The organism is Sulfitobacter faviae, from assembly GCF_029870955.1.
In the GTDB taxonomy this organism is placed as follows: Bacteria; Pseudomonadota; Alphaproteobacteria; order Rhodobacterales; family Rhodobacteraceae; genus Sulfitobacter; species Sulfitobacter faviae.
Map to the genome: position 1 here is coordinate 1,087,332 of NZ_PGFQ01000001.1, position 15,735 is coordinate 1,103,066.

15 protein-coding genes are annotated in these 15,735 nt (G+C 58.6%); 1 reads left to right on the top strand and 14 read right to left on the bottom strand.

Annotation, left to right across the window (positions count from 1 at the left end):
* Positions 1-311 precede the first annotated feature (311 nt).
* Positions 312-686: a hypothetical protein gene (locus CUR85_RS05635; protein ID WP_280322151.1), complete on the top strand. Its 375-nt coding sequence runs from the start codon at positions 312-314 to the stop codon at positions 684-686.
* Here CUR85_RS05635 and CUR85_RS05640 read toward each other — a convergent pair.
* From CUR85_RS05640 to CUR85_RS05700, 14 genes are all read right to left on the bottom strand, one after another.
* Positions 683-1,531 (bottom strand): lysozyme, encoded by an 849-nt coding sequence (locus tag CUR85_RS05640; RefSeq protein ID WP_280322153.1) that lies wholly within the window; start codon positions 1,529-1,531, stop codon positions 683-685. The genes CUR85_RS05635 and CUR85_RS05640 overlap by 4 nt on opposite strands.
* Before the next feature lie 63 nt (positions 1,532-1,594).
* Entirely contained in the window at positions 1,595-2,164 is a 570-nt protein-coding gene (locus tag CUR85_RS05645) for a hypothetical protein (RefSeq protein WP_280322155.1), read from the bottom strand.
* Positions 2,165-2,692: 528 nt separating this feature from the next.
* Positions 2,693-3,448, bottom strand: a complete 756-nt coding sequence (locus CUR85_RS05650) for a LamG-like jellyroll fold domain-containing protein (RefSeq protein ID WP_280322158.1) — start codon at positions 3,446-3,448, stop codon at positions 2,693-2,695.
* A 12-nt stretch (positions 3,449-3,460) separates the two neighbouring features.
* On the bottom strand, positions 3,461-5,284 hold the full coding sequence (locus CUR85_RS05655; RefSeq protein WP_280322160.1) for a hypothetical protein: 1,824 nt from the start codon (positions 5,282-5,284) through the stop codon (positions 3,461-3,463).
* Between the two features lie 57 nt (positions 5,285-5,341).
* A complete protein-coding gene (locus CUR85_RS05660) occupies positions 5,342-7,456 on the bottom strand; it encodes a phage tail protein (protein WP_280322162.1) in 2,115 nt (704 codons plus the stop codon).
* Positions 7,457-7,531: 75 nt separating this feature from the next.
* Entirely contained in the window at positions 7,532-8,323 is a 792-nt protein-coding gene (gene istB / locus CUR85_RS05665; RefSeq protein WP_067266994.1) for an IS21-like element helper ATPase IstB, read from the bottom strand.
* Positions 8,313-9,842 carry an IS21 family transposase gene (gene istA, locus CUR85_RS05670; RefSeq protein ID WP_136720741.1) on the bottom strand — a complete coding sequence of 510 codons (1,530 nt, stop codon included), beginning with the start codon at positions 9,840-9,842 and terminating at the stop codon, positions 8,313-8,315. The genes istB and istA overlap by 11 nt, the downstream gene beginning before the upstream one ends.
* A 186-nt stretch (positions 9,843-10,028) precedes the next feature.
* Positions 10,029-10,169, bottom strand: a complete 141-nt coding sequence (locus CUR85_RS05675) for a hypothetical protein (protein WP_280322164.1) — start codon at positions 10,167-10,169, stop codon at positions 10,029-10,031.
* A gap of 56 nt (positions 10,170-10,225) precedes the next feature.
* Complete coding sequence (locus CUR85_RS05680; RefSeq protein WP_280322166.1) at positions 10,226-11,461, bottom strand: phage major capsid protein; 1,236 nt, start codon at positions 11,459-11,461, stop codon at positions 10,226-10,228.
* Between the two features lie 19 nt (positions 11,462-11,480).
* Positions 11,481-12,302, bottom strand: a complete 822-nt coding sequence (locus tag CUR85_RS05685; RefSeq protein WP_280322168.1) for a head maturation protease, ClpP-related — start codon at positions 12,300-12,302, stop codon at positions 11,481-11,483.
* Positions 12,289-12,855 carry a phage portal protein gene (locus CUR85_RS20085; RefSeq protein WP_343245470.1) on the bottom strand — a complete coding sequence of 189 codons (567 nt, stop codon included), beginning with the start codon at positions 12,853-12,855 and terminating at the stop codon, positions 12,289-12,291. The genes CUR85_RS05685 and CUR85_RS20085 overlap by 14 nt, the downstream gene beginning before the upstream one ends.
* Entirely contained in the window at positions 12,852-13,535 is a 684-nt protein-coding gene (locus tag CUR85_RS20090) for a phage portal protein (protein ID WP_343245412.1), read from the bottom strand. The genes CUR85_RS20085 and CUR85_RS20090 overlap by 4 nt, the downstream gene beginning before the upstream one ends.
* Before the next feature lie 9 nt (positions 13,536-13,544).
* Positions 13,545-15,254, bottom strand: coding sequence for a terminase large subunit domain-containing protein (locus CUR85_RS05695; protein WP_136720684.1), 1,710 nt, complete (start codon positions 15,252-15,254; stop codon positions 13,545-13,547).
* On the bottom strand, positions 15,241-15,615 hold the full coding sequence (locus tag CUR85_RS05700) for a hypothetical protein (RefSeq protein WP_120350094.1): 375 nt from the start codon (positions 15,613-15,615) through the stop codon (positions 15,241-15,243). Before CUR85_RS05700 ends, CUR85_RS05695 begins: the two co-directional genes overlap by 14 nt.
* Positions 15,616-15,735 lie beyond the last annotated feature (120 nt).

Consider the following 15,735-nt stretch of genomic DNA (forward strand, 5'->3'; position numbering starts at 1 on the left):
CGTCAGCCGAAAATTCGCCAGTGGCGCTGTTGAACATTAGCGCCGCCCCCTCAAAATCGAACTCTGACGACTCCTGCCAGGATAGGTAGTGGGCGATTGCCTTTTTTATGGCCGTAGCGTCCATGCTGATTTCAGAGCGCGGTCGGCTACTCGATGGTGAGCCACCACCGCCCCCCACTTTGTCCGCTCTTCGGGCATCATGGCGTTGTAAACATCTTCAATTTGCTTGCTGGGCATAGGTCGCCGGTACCCCAGAACGCAAAAAGCCCGCCCCTGCATCAACAGAAATGAGCCTCATTTCACAAGCAGCCATGCACATCACACTGCCGTGCCTGATAGATGATCCACTCAGCGACCGGGCGATCGCGCGCGATAGCTTCAATCGTCGCTGGCTGCGCCTTCGGTGGCCGTTGGCTCACGTCCTTGAACAGAGCGTCGCTGCTCACATTGCTCGGGGTAGACAGGACCCGGCAGAGAGCGGAATCCAGATCGTTGTTAGTAAGACCTTCAATTTCATTCTGCGTTCCTTTCGATTCCTCAATGTGCTGGAGGCGGTCTGTGTTTTGCTTGGCGCGGAGATTGCGCTCACGATCATCTGCGGCATCTGCTCTCAGCCAAACCACCACGCCGATCAGGACCGCCATCCCTACCCCGCTGGCGATCAACTGCGCCTGAAGATGGCCTAGACCAGACATAGCGCGACCTCTTCGACGCGGCGGCGGACTAGCCCGCGCACGACCTTTCCGCCCGCCTTGTTCCACCAGCTGATCGCCTCGCATCCGCCCTTGATGTCGCCGGCGTTGAGGCGACGGGTGGCGGTGCTGGTGCCTGCGCCTGTCCAGCCGACATTGAAGGCGAGACTGGTGAAAGCGGCTTTGCGGGTTGGCGGTAGCCAGTAGGTCTGAGCCTTCCCGCTGACATAGGCCAGCCATTTGTCGCGGTACTCTGCAATTTCCTCGATCAGCAGCGCCTTGCACTCGGCGTCGGTCTTGCGCTGCCCGGGCCCCGCGGTGCGTGTGTGGCCGTAGCAAATCGTCCAGACGCCGACGATGTCGCGATAGGCATCGTTTCGCTTGCCCTCCCACTTAGCGATAAGCTGAAAAGCGATTTCATCGAAGGGATCTTCGGCTACGGGTGGCGCGGGGATCAACGGCGGACTTGGCTTCGACGCCATGGCCGGGATGATCTGCGCCTCAACGCTCGCTCGCACCTCCGGCTCCGGTAGCACGGCATCTTCAACCAGCGCACCGCCGATGGACTTCACCAACATGAGCGCGCCAAACAGGAATGCCGTCCAGAAAATCAGCCGGCGGCCGATCCGCGTCTCAGGCACCTGCCGCACAAACCGGCCGGCGATGCCGAAGGCGAAGAAGACCAGAGCCGCTGTGCCGAGCGGGTATGGGTCAACCTCGATCGCAAACAGGCCATAAAGGACGTTAGGCACAACCAGCGCCAGCGAGCCAAGCACCATACTGACGAAGGAATACGAGCGTAGGACTGCCCGCCAGTTTTCAACGATGTATTGGTTCATGGGCATTCTCCAAAGTAGAAAACCCCGCAGGCGGGGCATGAGGTTGATGATGTGGATGGGCGGCTAGGGCCGTGGCCCCTCTAGCAATTCAAAAGCGGCAGTGCTGGTCTGGTCGAAAACTTCCTTGCCATCGCAGGTATAGGCAAGGATCAAATAGACTGTGACGCGACCGGGACGAAGGTTGACCGGCGGCGTGTACCCGGGGCGCAATGGCGTAGGATTATTGCTGATCTGCCGGGCGGCTTGCCGACGTTCTCCCGGTGTCGGGATGTTCAACATGTCAGTGAAAATTGGCTGCGAATATCGAAGAATGCATTTCTCGCCAAGCCGCGTGCGCTCGGCCACAAAATTGAACACGATCCGCTCACCCTGGTAGACAGGTTCAGCGACATAAGTCAGCCCCGGAACCTCACGGATTACACGATCCTCGCCCTGCACCTGCGCCATGCGATCTTGTAGATCAGCTATGTCAGTTTGTACTTCCTCCCATTGGTCTAGCAAGTCGCGCAAAGGACCATAAGTTACAGACCACGCCCCGCCAAAGAAGCCGACGATGATGCTAATCGCGCCGAGAACCTTTGCGATCTCAATCAGGCGACCTGATAGGCTAGATGGAAAGTCGTCTGAGGTCATAAATCTGGCCTTTGTTCAGAGTCAGAAGAGATGGGAGATCGGTCAGGCAGGCTATCTATCTGATAAGGCAAATTATTGCCGTAGCCGCGCCAAGCTTTGCTCTACTAGATGGAGAGTTAGTGTTCGTGTAAAATGCCCATTTTAAGGAGGTGATATGCCTAAAATAGATTCGCACATTTTCAGAAACTTACGGCGCAAGAAGGCCCAATGGCCGTGGGGCTTTATCGTCGCGGTAACGGTTCTCTGGCTGCTCGCTATTGCTACCGTTTTAAATTGATCGACTATGTGTGCTTGTACAATTGCGGGTGATTTCAGTCAGCTTGGCCGGTTAGCATAGTTGGCTAGGAAGCCCAAGCCGCCGCTCATAGGTGCTGCGGCAGTGGTCCCGCTCATCACGGCGAAACACGCGGTCAAAGGTCAGCACCCACAGGCGCCACAAACCACGGTCACGACGCCACCACGCATAGGCGCAAAGCGCCATGTCCCAGCCCACCAGCCGGCGACTGACGGCTTCCCAGAAGGAATGCGTCAGATCACAATCGAGGTGCGAGCGGCAGAAAACTCCTTCAATGCTGCATAATTTGCCGCGTGCTCGGAGGCGCTCAGTCCTTTGTTGTAGACAGCCACACTGGCAAGCTGGGCAGTCCCATCTACGCCTTGTGTGTTCGCATTCGCACCAGCTCTGAAGGCTACCCCTCCCCCTTCAAGAGATGAAATGGTCAGCGCCGCCGTTGCGGTCAGCATATCCGCATCGGAAGCATTGCGGCGATAGACTGTGATGCCGGCGGCCGTGAAGGTTGCCCCGATATACTCCCATGCACCCGATGCAGGGCTTCGAGCCAGACTAACGGACTGCTGCGTCTCCGCCCCCTTGTCCGCCGCAGCAACCAGAGAGCCACTTGCTGTTAGATAGAGCCGCAAATGCGATTGGGCGGTGTTTGCATAGGTCGATAACAGGACAGCGTTCGCATCATTGCCTCGGATAAGTCCGCACAGTGTCACCTCACCGGGAACGCCAGCGGCCAGCGCCTGCGTGTCCGTATAAGGCAGTTGGATGTAGCTGGCCGCACTTGGAGCGATTGAGTTTGCGTCCCGCGCAGGAGTTCCGATGCGGGTGGCCCGCTGATAGCGCAAAGATTGGTCAAACGTATCGTCGTTGTTCGGCCAGTCAGAGCCAAAGAACCCGGCCCATTGAAGGGCGTTTGCTTCGGGCCAGCTTACGCCGCCCCAGCCCGCACCGCCCGCGATTGGATTTGATACTGTGATGATTTCTTGGGTCGCCATAATGTAATTCCTTTACTCGACGTTGATTTCTGTGATGGGGGCAAAATGCGGGACAGCCACGGCGCTGCCGCTAACATCGACGGTGCGGGTGGTGCTGTCGCGCAAGCACCCACGCTGGCCTGTATCTGGCCCTGCGAAGCTGCCGAAAACGTCAGCGTCCGCATCATCGACTTGGCCACCGATCCAAGCGTATTTTATCCGCAGTTCGACTGAAGGAATGTCGCTATCGGTTACGATCTTGACGAACCTATTCCGCGATACGGTTACACTGGCGATGCCAAGGTTGGCACCAGTGTCCATGCGTTGCACTTCAAAGCCGCAGTCGCCGGGGTTTGCTATTGCAACATCGTCCAATACAAGCGGCAAAGTGGGAGCCGTGTATTCGATTTGGATGACCCGATCCGCAACTCTCTGCGCTCGCACCATGTCAATCTTGCCCACCGGGACGCCGGCAGCAACTTGGCCCGCAGCATAGCCGCCTGAAAACGCTGCCCGCTTTACATCACCTCCCGTCAGAAGGTGGGAGCCTGTGCCCCCGGCACCATAGTCATACTGGTAAGTCGTCCCGCCATAGACATAGTTTGGGTCATCATTGCATAGGCGCACGATTTCAGAAGCAAGCGTCATGTGCGTTCTGTTGTAATAGAAGGCAGAAGCGGGCTGCATCATCACCATGACAACGCTGTGTCCCTCCCCAAACACTTCATCGACCTTGGCCTGCAACGGTCGACGAATGCCATTTTCGATCTGCCGCCGCCAAACTGTGGGGCTAGTGAAGAGCGCAATATCAGCCTCGCCTTGCCAGAACACGACAGGCACAATTCCGGGGACCATATTCCCCGCATCGGCAATGTCGGCAAGTGCGTCTATGGCTGTCTCCAAGCGGGAGTAAAACTCACCGCCTTCGGATAATTCGGCAGCGGTGCGTCCTCCCTGACAGGCTGTGATGGTCACAATGTCGCCGGGGTCTTTTCCCGCTGCCGCGAAGGCCGCCTGCAAGCCCTCTGCCGCACCTCGCGAACCGTCTTCCTGCCCTTCGGTGACATGATCAACAAGGCTGGCGAAGCTGGCGGGGTCGTTCCATTCTGCCGAAGTCAGCAGCGAACCCGCGTTGAACATTTTAAGGCCAGCAGCGAGGGTCGTGCTGATCGCTGTCGTATCCGACCCGAGAAACGGCGACTGGCCGTAAACGAGAAGAAGATTGAACTCGCCTAAACCAATATCAACAGGGCGTGAAGGTGAACCGGAATCTAGCTCGAGAATAGACCCGTCCGCAGTCGTCTTTAGGTATGAGAATGCATCCGTATTCCGCAGATATTTACCTGCATCCTCTACCTCTCCTCGTGCAGCCGCGAGGCGCTGACCAGAAGCGCCGATGATAGAAAGAATATTGCCCTCCTGATCAGTGGTGAGTGCCTGAAATGCAGTGGTTTCTCGTTCATTTCGTGCGTTTGGCATAATCCCGTTTGCCCCCATGATTGAGCCATCGTTTTTTTCCAGCAGAAGGACATTCCCTGCTTGATCCGTGACAAGGCGCACAAAAGCATCGGTCTGGCGGATAATCGTTTGCGCCTGGATGAGATCGACTTGAGAACCGACGCCGCTGAGACCAGTTTGAACAATGCTCAAGTCATCCAGAATGACTTGAAGTGCAGAGGGATCACCCATCGTCTGGGCAAGCTGAATGAAGAGCTGGCGCAAGGCGCGTTTTTCAATCTTCTTTGTCGATGTGGAGCGGTCGCCAACGGGCAGGTCCCCAACGCCACCTTGCCCATCACCAGTATAGCCCTCAAAGTCTCGCAGATCGCGATTCACGTCATCAACAAATGGCATCATTTGCCCCCATGCAGATTGGCCCGCCAAAGCGAGCGAAATTTGGAATTCGGAAACCGTTTAAGTTGTTGTGATGTTGGCCGGCCCAGCAGGCAGACCTTCGACGCCAGACACGTTGGCAGCCGCAACCCAGTAGTTGTATTCGGTCGCTGCGGTGATCGTATCGTCCGAGAACTCGGAGATTTGACCCGATACACCGCCTGTCGTGCCTATCAGCACTGCGTCATCAAAGACCGCCGTAACGCCGCGGTAAATACGGAGCTCGTAAAACTCTCCGGCCGGGTTGCGCCAGTTTAGGTTGACGCGCCCGGTGCCGTTGGATGCGAACAGTTCAGAAGGTGCGCCCGGTGGCGTTGCGTCGATTTGCACTGTGATAGTGCCGAGGTTTTCCCACTCGTCCGGCTCATAGAACACGCCATCAAAGCGGGCTTGCGCGTTGTAATCTCGCCCATCCTCAACCGCGCCTGATTGCGCAGTGTATCCGGTCGCCTGCATGTCGGTCCATGGGCCGTAGGTTGTGCTGGGAATGCCCTCACTGCCGCCATCATCATAGGTCGATGTGCGGTATTGCGCTTCGATCACAATATCGTCGCGGCCTGCGATTGGCACGGCGTCAACCTCAAGGACCGAGATGCGATTGCCTGCCGATGCCTGAACCACCCGCTGAGAGAAAACCGCCGAGATTTCCGGTGCTTCGCTGTTGCCCGATACTTGCAGCGGCGTAGGCGGGTCGCCCGCTTCCTCTGGCGTCCATTCCCCAGATGCCCGATCCACCTTTGCCAGGTCGATGCGGCATAGCAATTCAATCGGGTCAAATTCGTGGTCTAGCACCTCGTACTCGCCTTGGATCACGCGGCCCGAACCGTCTTCCGGTTGGTAGTCTAGCAGGATCGTATGACGCTGCGCATGTTCGCGCGGGAAACGTGCCTTTAGACCGACAAGGTTGGTGATGATCGAAACCTTGGCCCGGTTGTCATCGTGAAACTGCTCCTTTGCCAAGCGCCGCGCCTGCGCACGGTTCGGACACATCGCCAGTTCGTATTCCTTGACAATTTCGCCCTCAACCGCCAGCCGCGTCTCGTCGCGCCAAGCTTCAACTTCCGTGACCGTGTATTTCTGCGAAGCGTCCATGTGCAGCACCCGCAGAACGTTATACCCTTCGCGTTCGCTGATGGCCTCGCTGGTTTGGATTTCTCTGATGTCTTTGGCCGTGATGGTGCAGGCCGGGGTGCCGAAGCTGCCGCCGATCAACCCGATGCGCCCGTCCTGCATTTCATAGGCACGGATTCCGCTACTCGCATGCATCCTGTCCAGCACGTCAGACGGCGGCTCATCCAGCGTCCAGTAGCCCCAAAGTCGCAGGCGGGGCGCTGTGCCGCCCTCAAGCTGCGGCACGGCTTCATCGGCCACGTCAGCCATTGCTGAGACGCTATCCCAGTTGATGTCCGTCGCGTCGATCTTGAACCCGTCCTCATGCGTGAGGAAATGCGACTGTACCAGTGCCGCGTTATCGGCATATGCCGTCGAAACATCTCGTGGGTCGTAGACCGCCTGCCCCTTAATGACGCACTGTAAAACGGTGCCAGAGGTCTTGGGGAAAACCTTGCTAAAATCGTTCCCTTTCGGTGCTTTGATCTGCCCCAGAAATGTGGCCTGATTGGTTAACCTACGATCTACATCCCAAGACGCGAATTCCGCCGTAAGGTCCGCATAGTCGCCACCAAGCGCCGAACCATCGCGGGTTTGAATGTTGACGTATGGCGCAGTCTTCCCTTCGGTTACGTCACCGTTCTCATCCAGTGCCACAGGAACGCTATCGACCCAGAATTCGTCGAAGCTGGTTATAGGTCCGTGCGCCACCATGACGAGCTGATAGAGCACCCCGTCCTTTACTTCGAAGAATGCCCTGATGCCGCCAGCAAGATTCTCACCTACATAGATGCGGCGCGGGGCAATGGCTTGACTGATAACCGCTTGGATGTCGGATTGAGACACGCTCACGCTTGGTGCGAGCACACGAGAAATTGCGCTCAGAGCCAGCGACACCGCCGCATTTGCCACCGCTACGCCGATAGACGTGGCTGTAGCAACGGAAAGGCCAGCTGACGCAGCAAGATAGGCACCTGCATAGGCAATGTTGAATAAAGCTGTCCCAATAGCTGTAAAAATTGCCATCAGTGTTGATTGTCACTGAGAACTGACCCGGTATTTTCACCGAGATTTGACCCACCCTCAGTTATGCGTCGTGGTCTATGATGCGGTCAATGTTTTGGCCTCCTTTGCAGTTTTCTTTGCTGCCTCAGAACTGACCTTGAAGCGGTAGCTGTCGTTTCCGGTTTCGAGGATGTGGCAGCGGTGGGTAAGCCGATCCAAGAGAGCGGTGGTCATCTTTGCATCCCCGAAGACCTGCGCCCATTCTGAGAAGCTAAGGTTGGTGGTGATGATCACACTGGTGCGCTCATAGAGCTTACTGAGCAGATGGAAGAGCAGCGCCCCGCCAGATGAACTGAACGGCAGGTAGCCGAGTTCGTCCAAAATGACCAAGTCGACCTTCGTCAGCGTCTCAGCCAGTTTCCCTGCCTTTCCAAGCGCCTTCTCCTGTTCCAACGCATTGACCAATTCTACGGTCGAGAAGAAGCGGACCTTGCGCCTGTGGTGCTCAATCGCTTGGACGCCAATTGCAGTGGCCGTGTGGCTCTTGCCCGTTCCGGGACCGCCGATCAAAACGACATTTTCGGCCGCTTCGATAAACTCGCATCGATGTAGCTGCCGCACTGTCGCTTCGTTGACCTCACTCGATGCAAAGTCGAAGCCCGTCAGATCCTTGTATGCGGGGAAGCGGGCGACTTTCGTGTGGTAGGCGATAGACCGTACCTCGCGTTCGGCGATCTCAGCCTTGAGCAGCTGTGACAGCATTGGTGTGGCAGCTTCGAACGCTGGCGCGCCCTGGGCGACCAAGTCTTCAATCGCATTTGCCATGCCGTACAGCTTGAGACTGCGTAGCATGATCACGATAGAAGCTCCTGCTGGGTCATGACGCATGGCGCTTCTCCTTAGTCTGTCGCAACCCGTCATAGCGATCGACGTTGGCCTCTGGCGTTGACTGCAATGCCAGTGCGTCCGGCGGATCGACCTCGGGGTGATCTGTCGGTCTGCGGTCGATCAATCGATGCAACAGGTTCAGGATGTGCGTCTTGGTGGGGACGCCCGCTTCAAGTGCCAGCTCCACTGCGCACAAAACGTCATCTTCGTTGTGCTGAAGGACCAGAGACAGAATGTCGACCATCTCTCGGTCACCGCCTTCTTTACGCAGCATGTGATCCTGAAGTTGCCGGAAGGCATCCGGCATCTCCGTGAACGGCGCACCATTGCGTAAGGCACCTGGTTTGCGTTGGATGACAGCGAGATAGTGACGCCACTCATAGATGACCTTGCCGGGCTTGCGATGAGATCGCTCGATGATCCGCGCATGCTCGCAAACCGTTTGCCCTTCAGCGACCACGACCAGCCGTTCGGGATAAACATGCAAACTGACACGTCGGTTCGCGAAGCTGGCGGGAACGCTGTAGCGATTGCGTTCGAACGTGATCAGGCATGTGGGTGACACACGCTTACTGTGTTCGATAAAGCCATCGAATGCCGGCGGCAGTGCCATCAGCGTGGGCTTCTCGGCCTCCCACACGTCAGCGATGGACCCCGGCAAAGCCTTGTGCGGTGTCTCTGCCCAAAGGGCGATACAGCGATCTTCAAGCCATTGGTTCAGCTCGTCCAGATCGGCAAAGACCGGCATGACTTGCCACATGCGGTTGCGCGCATCCTGCACGTTCTTCTCAACCTGGCCTTTCTCCCAACCTGCGGCTGGATTGCAGAACTCGGGCTCAAACACGTAGTGGCTGGCCATAGCCTTGAAGCGTGCATTGACGTCCCGCTGCTTGCCTCTGCCCACACGATCAACGGCGGTCTTCATATTGTCATAGATCCCGCGACCAGGCACGCCGCCGAAGACGCGGAATGCATGCCAGTGGGCGTCAAACAGCATCTCGTGCGTTTGCAGCGGGTAGGCCCGCACCAAGAAAGCGCGGCTGTGTGACAGTTTGATATGCGCGACCTGAAGTTTGGCGCGCTCACCGCCAATGTTGGCCCAGTCCTCGCTCCAATCGAATTGGAAGGCTTCGCCGGGCGCGAACACCAAAGGCACGTAGGTGCCGCGCCCCGTCGTCTGTTCCGCTCGATGCCGATCTTCACGCCATGCCCGGGCGAAAGCTGCTACGCGTTCATAGGAGCCATCATATCCCAGCTTCACCAGATCAGCATGCATTTGCTTCACTGTCCGCCGCTCTTTGCGTGACTTCCGCGTCTGGATTAAAAGCCAGGCTGACAGCCGATCCGAATAGGGATCCAGCTTGCTTGGACGCTTGGGCGTCTTGAACTGCGGTTCCACCGCACCTTCACGCAGATACTTCTTTATCGTGTTCCGAGACAAACCCGTCCGCCGGGCAATCTCCCTGATTGGCATCTTGTCACGCAATGCCCAGCGTCGAATGACACTCAAAAATCCCATGTCGATCACTCCAAATCCCCCAACCAAAACCGTCGGGGAAGTGTGTTCACATGGGTCAATTCTCAGTGACAATTTATGGGGCTACCGGGTCAGTTCTCAGTGACAATCAACAATCGTGTGATCCTTGGCTTCCTGCACCGTGACGGGCAATGCGGCAGGCGCTGTGACGCGGACGGGGGTCATTGCTTATTTCCCGCCGTAGGGAAACGGATCGAGGCCGAGCTTCTTCGCCTGTGCGGCTGTCATGCTGACCTTGGGGCCCGGCTTTTTCGTGGCCTTCGCGGTCGGCTTCTTCTCTTCCGGGCCTGGTTTCTTTTCGTCGCTCATCTTTTCAACTCCATTGAGAGAGGGGAGCCCCGGCCATCGCGGCCGAGGCGATTGGCTTAGACGCCGTCATCCATTTGCAGGATGCGGATAGCTTTGGGATCGACCACAGCCCCGCCGACGCGCTTGGTGGTGTAGAACAGCACCTTGGGCTTTGCGGTGAACGGGTCGCGCAACACGCGAACGCCGGTACGATCGACGATCAGATAGCCGCGCGCGAAATTGCCGAAGGCGATCGGCGTGGTGTTGGCGGCCATGTCGGGCATGTCCGGCATTTCCGTGACCGGATATGCCAGCAGCTGCGAGGGCTGACCCGCAACGCTGGAGGGCTGCCACAACTGGCGACCATCGGCGTCGCGCAGTTTGCGGATTTTGCCCAGAGTGGTCCGGTTCATGACAAAGCGCGCGCCGTTGGTGTAGCTGGCCGGCGTTCCGTAGATGAGATCGAGCAGCTCATCTTCGGTCACAGCGGTTGTCGCTGCGGCAGGATCAACACCGATGGCACCCAGTGGGTTCGCCCCGGCATTTGCGGCACCGGTCGCGTAGCTCAGGAAACCATTCGGCTTGTTGACGCCATTGCCCGCGACGAAGGCCAGACCTTCTTGCTTGGCGAACTCGGTCTGAACCTCATTCGCCAACCAGCTTTCCAGATCGACCGCGGCATCGTCGAGCATCCCCTGCGTCGCGCCGGGGTTGGCGTAGATTTCTCCGGGGGTGATCACCATCGAGCCGAAGGTCGGCGTGCTGGTTTCCGGGCGCGCCTCTTCCTCGCCAACCCAGCCGGAGCCGGTGCCGCGCAGGTTGAACAGCTTGGTGAACCCCGCCGTCGAGATGTTCTGGACGGATGCGATCGAGCGCATGGCGGAGACTTCAACCAGCTTGTCGGTGATGGTGCGGTCCCATTCCACCGGCGCCAGAAACCCACCTTCTGGATCGGCACCTTTGTTCAGATTGGCCTGAACTTGGCCTTTGCTGAAATGCGCCTGAAAGGCTTCGGTGTATTCCGCATCTTTCACCGCGTCGGGGCCGGTACCGCTCAGCGACATCGCCGCGATCTTGGTATTGGCCGCATCGATCGCTGCCTGAAGTTCGCCCACGCTCGTGTTGATCCGGTCAACCTGCTCAGACTGGACCACATCGCCCATGCCTTTTTTCAGGTCTTCCAGTTCCTTTTGGTGCGCTGCCTTGAACGCCTCGAAGGTCTTGCCCTGCTCCTCGATCAGAGCCTTGATATCGGTGCTGGCATCAGCGCGCACACCGACAAGCCCGCGAACGGGTTGTGTGAAGTGTTTCATTTGAAACCCCTTTAGATTTTCAGTTTTTCGGTGTTGCCGCGAAGCGCGGCGATGATGTCAGCGCTCGGCATGACGTCAGGAGGCGATACGTCAGCCCCCCTTGCAGTTCCGCGAGGAGGCTACGGCGCTCCCGGCGGGACAATCCTTGTGCGGCCATGCTGGCCTCGATCTTGGCAATGGCCGAAGCACGTTTGCCGCTGTCTTTGTCTTGCTCGATCTCGGCATCAGAAAGATACCCATCCGCAAGCCCGGTCTTCACCGCGTCCTCACCCGTGAAGAACGTCTCAGCATCCATCCATGCTTCTACATCTTCCGCTTTCGATCCGGAGCGCTCGGCATAGAGGTCACGCATTGCCCGGTCGAAGGGCTCCATCATTGCCGCCGCGGCCTGCATATCGTGCCGGTTGCCGATCGTGATGCCCCAGGCGTTATGGACCATAAGGAATCCAGTCTTTGCCACTTTGATCTCATCACCGGCCATGGCGATCACCGATGCGGCGGACGCGGCAAGGCCCAGCACATTGACCGTGACCTTGGCTTTGTGTTCACGCAGCATGTTGTAAATCGCCACGCCTTCAAAAAAATCGCCACCGGGGCTGTTTATATCGACCCGAACGTCGCGCTCACCGATCGATCGCAGCGCCCCGGCGATCCGCTTGGATGTGACACCGTCGCCATAATCGCCGCCGCCGATCTCGCCGAGAATGGAGATTGATGCCTCATCGCTCGTTGCAGCATGGATGCCCGCGTTCCAGCGGTCGACCACATCGGTGCGCGGTTGCCATTCCATATTGGAGAGGGCTTTGAACGCTTTGATCTCGGGAAGTTTACGCAGGCTCATTCTGCCCTCCTATCTTTTGCTGGCCGAGTGCCGCCGGCAGATCATTTCGGCGCTCAAGGTCCATCCACTCGCGCGGCTCGTCGGGATGCAGCCATGGCGTATGACCGCCTGCGCCGAGCCCCTTGGCGAAGAACTCCGCCTGATCTTTCATGGACCCGCGCAGCAATGCGCCGGCGTTGAACTTAACCTCATACTCATCGGCCTCGCGCTCGGTCAGCAGAGAGCGTTCGATCGCCTGCTGCCAGGCCTCGAACCAAGGGTTCAGGCCATAGCGAACGAAGAACTGGCCCAGCACATCAATGCCCGAGCCCCATGACGTATCGTCGACCCCCAGAAGCGGGCGCGGGACGCCGAAGGGGCGTGCCGTTTCTTCGATCTGGTGCTTTCGTTGCTCCAACCCCTGCCCGTCCTTGCCGGGGTGCTGGCTGGAAACGAGATCCATGCCCTCTTCGAGAATCTTCCATTTGTGCGCGTTCTCGGTGCCCGCATCATCATTCATGCTGGCCTTAAGCCGCTCATAGGCCTCTGGTGAGAGCTTCTCTTTGTGCTTCAGCGCGCCCCCACGATCATGCCGTTGCGGAACATGCGCGCCGCTGACTTCTCAGCCTGCTGTGCAAGCCCGATGGCTTCGGCAGACTGCTTGACCAGCGACAGGCCGGTGATCCCGTCATCGGAAAGCCCATAGCGCAGATGGAACACTTCGGACTGCGGCAGCGTGATGGGCCCGCGATTGCCCCGCGTCACCACATACTCCAGCGCCCAGTCGTCGCGCTGCTTCACCGTCACCCGATCCCCAGCTATTGGCACAAGCTGCATCACGCGGTTGCCGCTGCGCACGATCATCGCATAGGCGTCACCGTCTGTCAGCGCACGCTGCTGCATTAGGCTGCGGAACTCAAAAGCAGTCTGCCATGCGTTCGGCTTGCGGTGCAGCACCCGAAACAACGGATGATCGCTGGCCTTCGACTTGTCCGCTTTGCGCTGCATATGAAGCGGCAGCATCCCAATGCTGAAGGCAATGAGCGACACGCAGCGCAGGATGGTTGTATTCTTCATTGCCGACTTGGCGTTGATATGCGCCCCGGATTCCGTCATCCCGCCGCCGCCCGTGCGCATGAACTCCAAGAGTGCTGGATCATCCAGACCGCTGAACACAGCCCCGCCCGGAACGCTGGCCTGCACCTCCTTTTTGCTCTCTGCGGCGGGGCGCCGGAACAGATTTAGAATTCCCATAACACCGCCTTAAAACGTGAGAATGCCGCGCTCTTCGTATACCGATGGCCCGCCGTGCCCGACCGGGTTCCAGCTCATCAGCATCACGGCGTTGAACAGCGCCATGAGCGGGTCGATCTTTGCCGACCCGCTGCGCGCCTTGGTCACCAGTACGGCGTTGCCGCGGGTCTCTGTCTTTGCATTGCCCACACACCACCGCATGAGCCGCTGGTCGCAATGCACCAGCGTCTTGTTCTTCAGCTTGACCGGCGTCCCCTTGATCGCCGCGTTCAGCTTGTAGCCCTGGCTGATCGCCCGGATGTCCTCGATCTCAAACCCGGCCTCGATCAGCGCATCGACAATCGAAGCCACGCCTTCGGGGTCCATGCCGATCCCGTCTTCTTCCGGCAGCAGCCCTGCCTCTTGTAGCCGCTGGCAGATCGCCACGATCTCAGGGTTGGCCTCGGCATCGAGGTTGTCGACCAGCGTCAGGTCCCCGGCCTCGACCAACTCATGCAGTTCGGGCGCGATGCTCTTGCGCAGCGTCAGCACACCACGATCCGCCCAAGCCCGGCCCCAGTGCATCCAGCGCTTGGTTTCCGCGTGACGCCCCAGCACCGAGACGCCCAGCAGATCGTCAAGCCCGCCCCCGTCGAGACCAACCACGCAGACCTCGGAAGAGGCGATGATCTCATCCAACGTCATTTCCGGCCGCCCGGCCCCGGCCCAGTGATCCGCGCCGATCCACCGCTCGGAGTGCAGGCCCAAGCCGATCTCAATATTGAGATGCTGGCTCATCCAAATCTGTTCAGCCTCGGGGCTGATCGCACCGTTGTTCGTGTAATCGTCTTCCAGACGCTGCTGACTGATGGAGCGGCCAAGGTTCGGCAGCACCAAGGGCCAGTTCTCGCGATTGCGCCAGTACCGCTCCTTTTTCTGCAACGCCTCCGGAAACTCATAGAGCACCGGCAACATGATCGGCCGCGCGCCCGCCTTACCGTCCCGGATCGCCCGGGCCTTGCCGATCTCTGCCTTCCAAATCCCCGCCGGTTCTTTGTCCGACTGGGTGGTGATCATCATCAACTGACCACCGGTCATGGTGATCCCGCCGCCTCTGATCTGCTGCATGACCTGCTGAGCGCCGTTCTTCTTGCCGAGTTCGTGCAGCTCATCGATGATTGTCATCACCGGGATTTCCCCGGTCACGATCGAGGTGTCGAAAGTCTTTACCTCCAGTTCGGTGCCTGTCTTGTAGCGCGTGATCGTTTTCGTGTGGTCCTGAACCCGGAATACCTTGGCCAGCTTCTCATCCAGCCGGATCATGCCCTGCGCCTGATCGAAGAGCCGGTTCGAGATGTTCTGTGATGGCCCGATCAGCAGCATCTGACCATTGGGCGACTCGTTCATGTAAAGCGCGGTCAGGGCGAGCCCCGCGCTATAGGTCGTCTTCGAGCTCTTCTTCGGAACCATGCAGAGCAGTTCCCAAACGAGCCTTTCCTTCGTCTCCGGATCCTCGCTGGCCAGAAAGGCGACCAGCACATCGCGGAACCAATCTCCGCAGGCCTTACTCATCGGCGGGTTGCCTGCGACATCGGGCAAGCGCAGCCGGTTGAAGAACGCCAGCGCCTTGCGCGCCTTGGTCTCATTCAGCGGCACATCCGCCATTGGTGTTTCGCGGCGGCGCAGCCGTTCCCACCAATCCGGACAGGCGAACCGCGGCAGCGGTTCAGTGCAGTCCATGGCTCGATTCTTGGTTCAACTCGCGCTCAAGTTCATCGTCGGCCTCATGGCCCATGAGCTCGCGGCGCTGTTTAACCCCCGGCGATTGCTGGCGCGGCTGGTCACTGCCCATCTCGCGCTCGGCGATCTCTCGCTCCGCCTTCTCGAGCAGCGGTTCCAGCGCCCGCATGGCCGAGACGCTGCCCTTATCCGCCTGGGCGTCGAGCCGAAGGATGTTGCGAGCCCGCATTTCTGCGATCGCCATCTCCCGCGCCATCTTGGCCTTGATTTTCCCACTTTGAAAATAATGCTTCCTCAGTGTGGGTACGCTGATGCCCAGTTCCCGCGCGATCTGTGAGTTGTTCAAACCCGCGACCAGCAAAGCTCTGATCTTGCTCGCATTTTTTGAAGTGGCGATATGACCGGTTCGACCCGGACCACCGCGCCCCTCAGGGATAGGGTCACCCAGTAAGTCAAATCTCTGATCCACCAGAAAAAAATC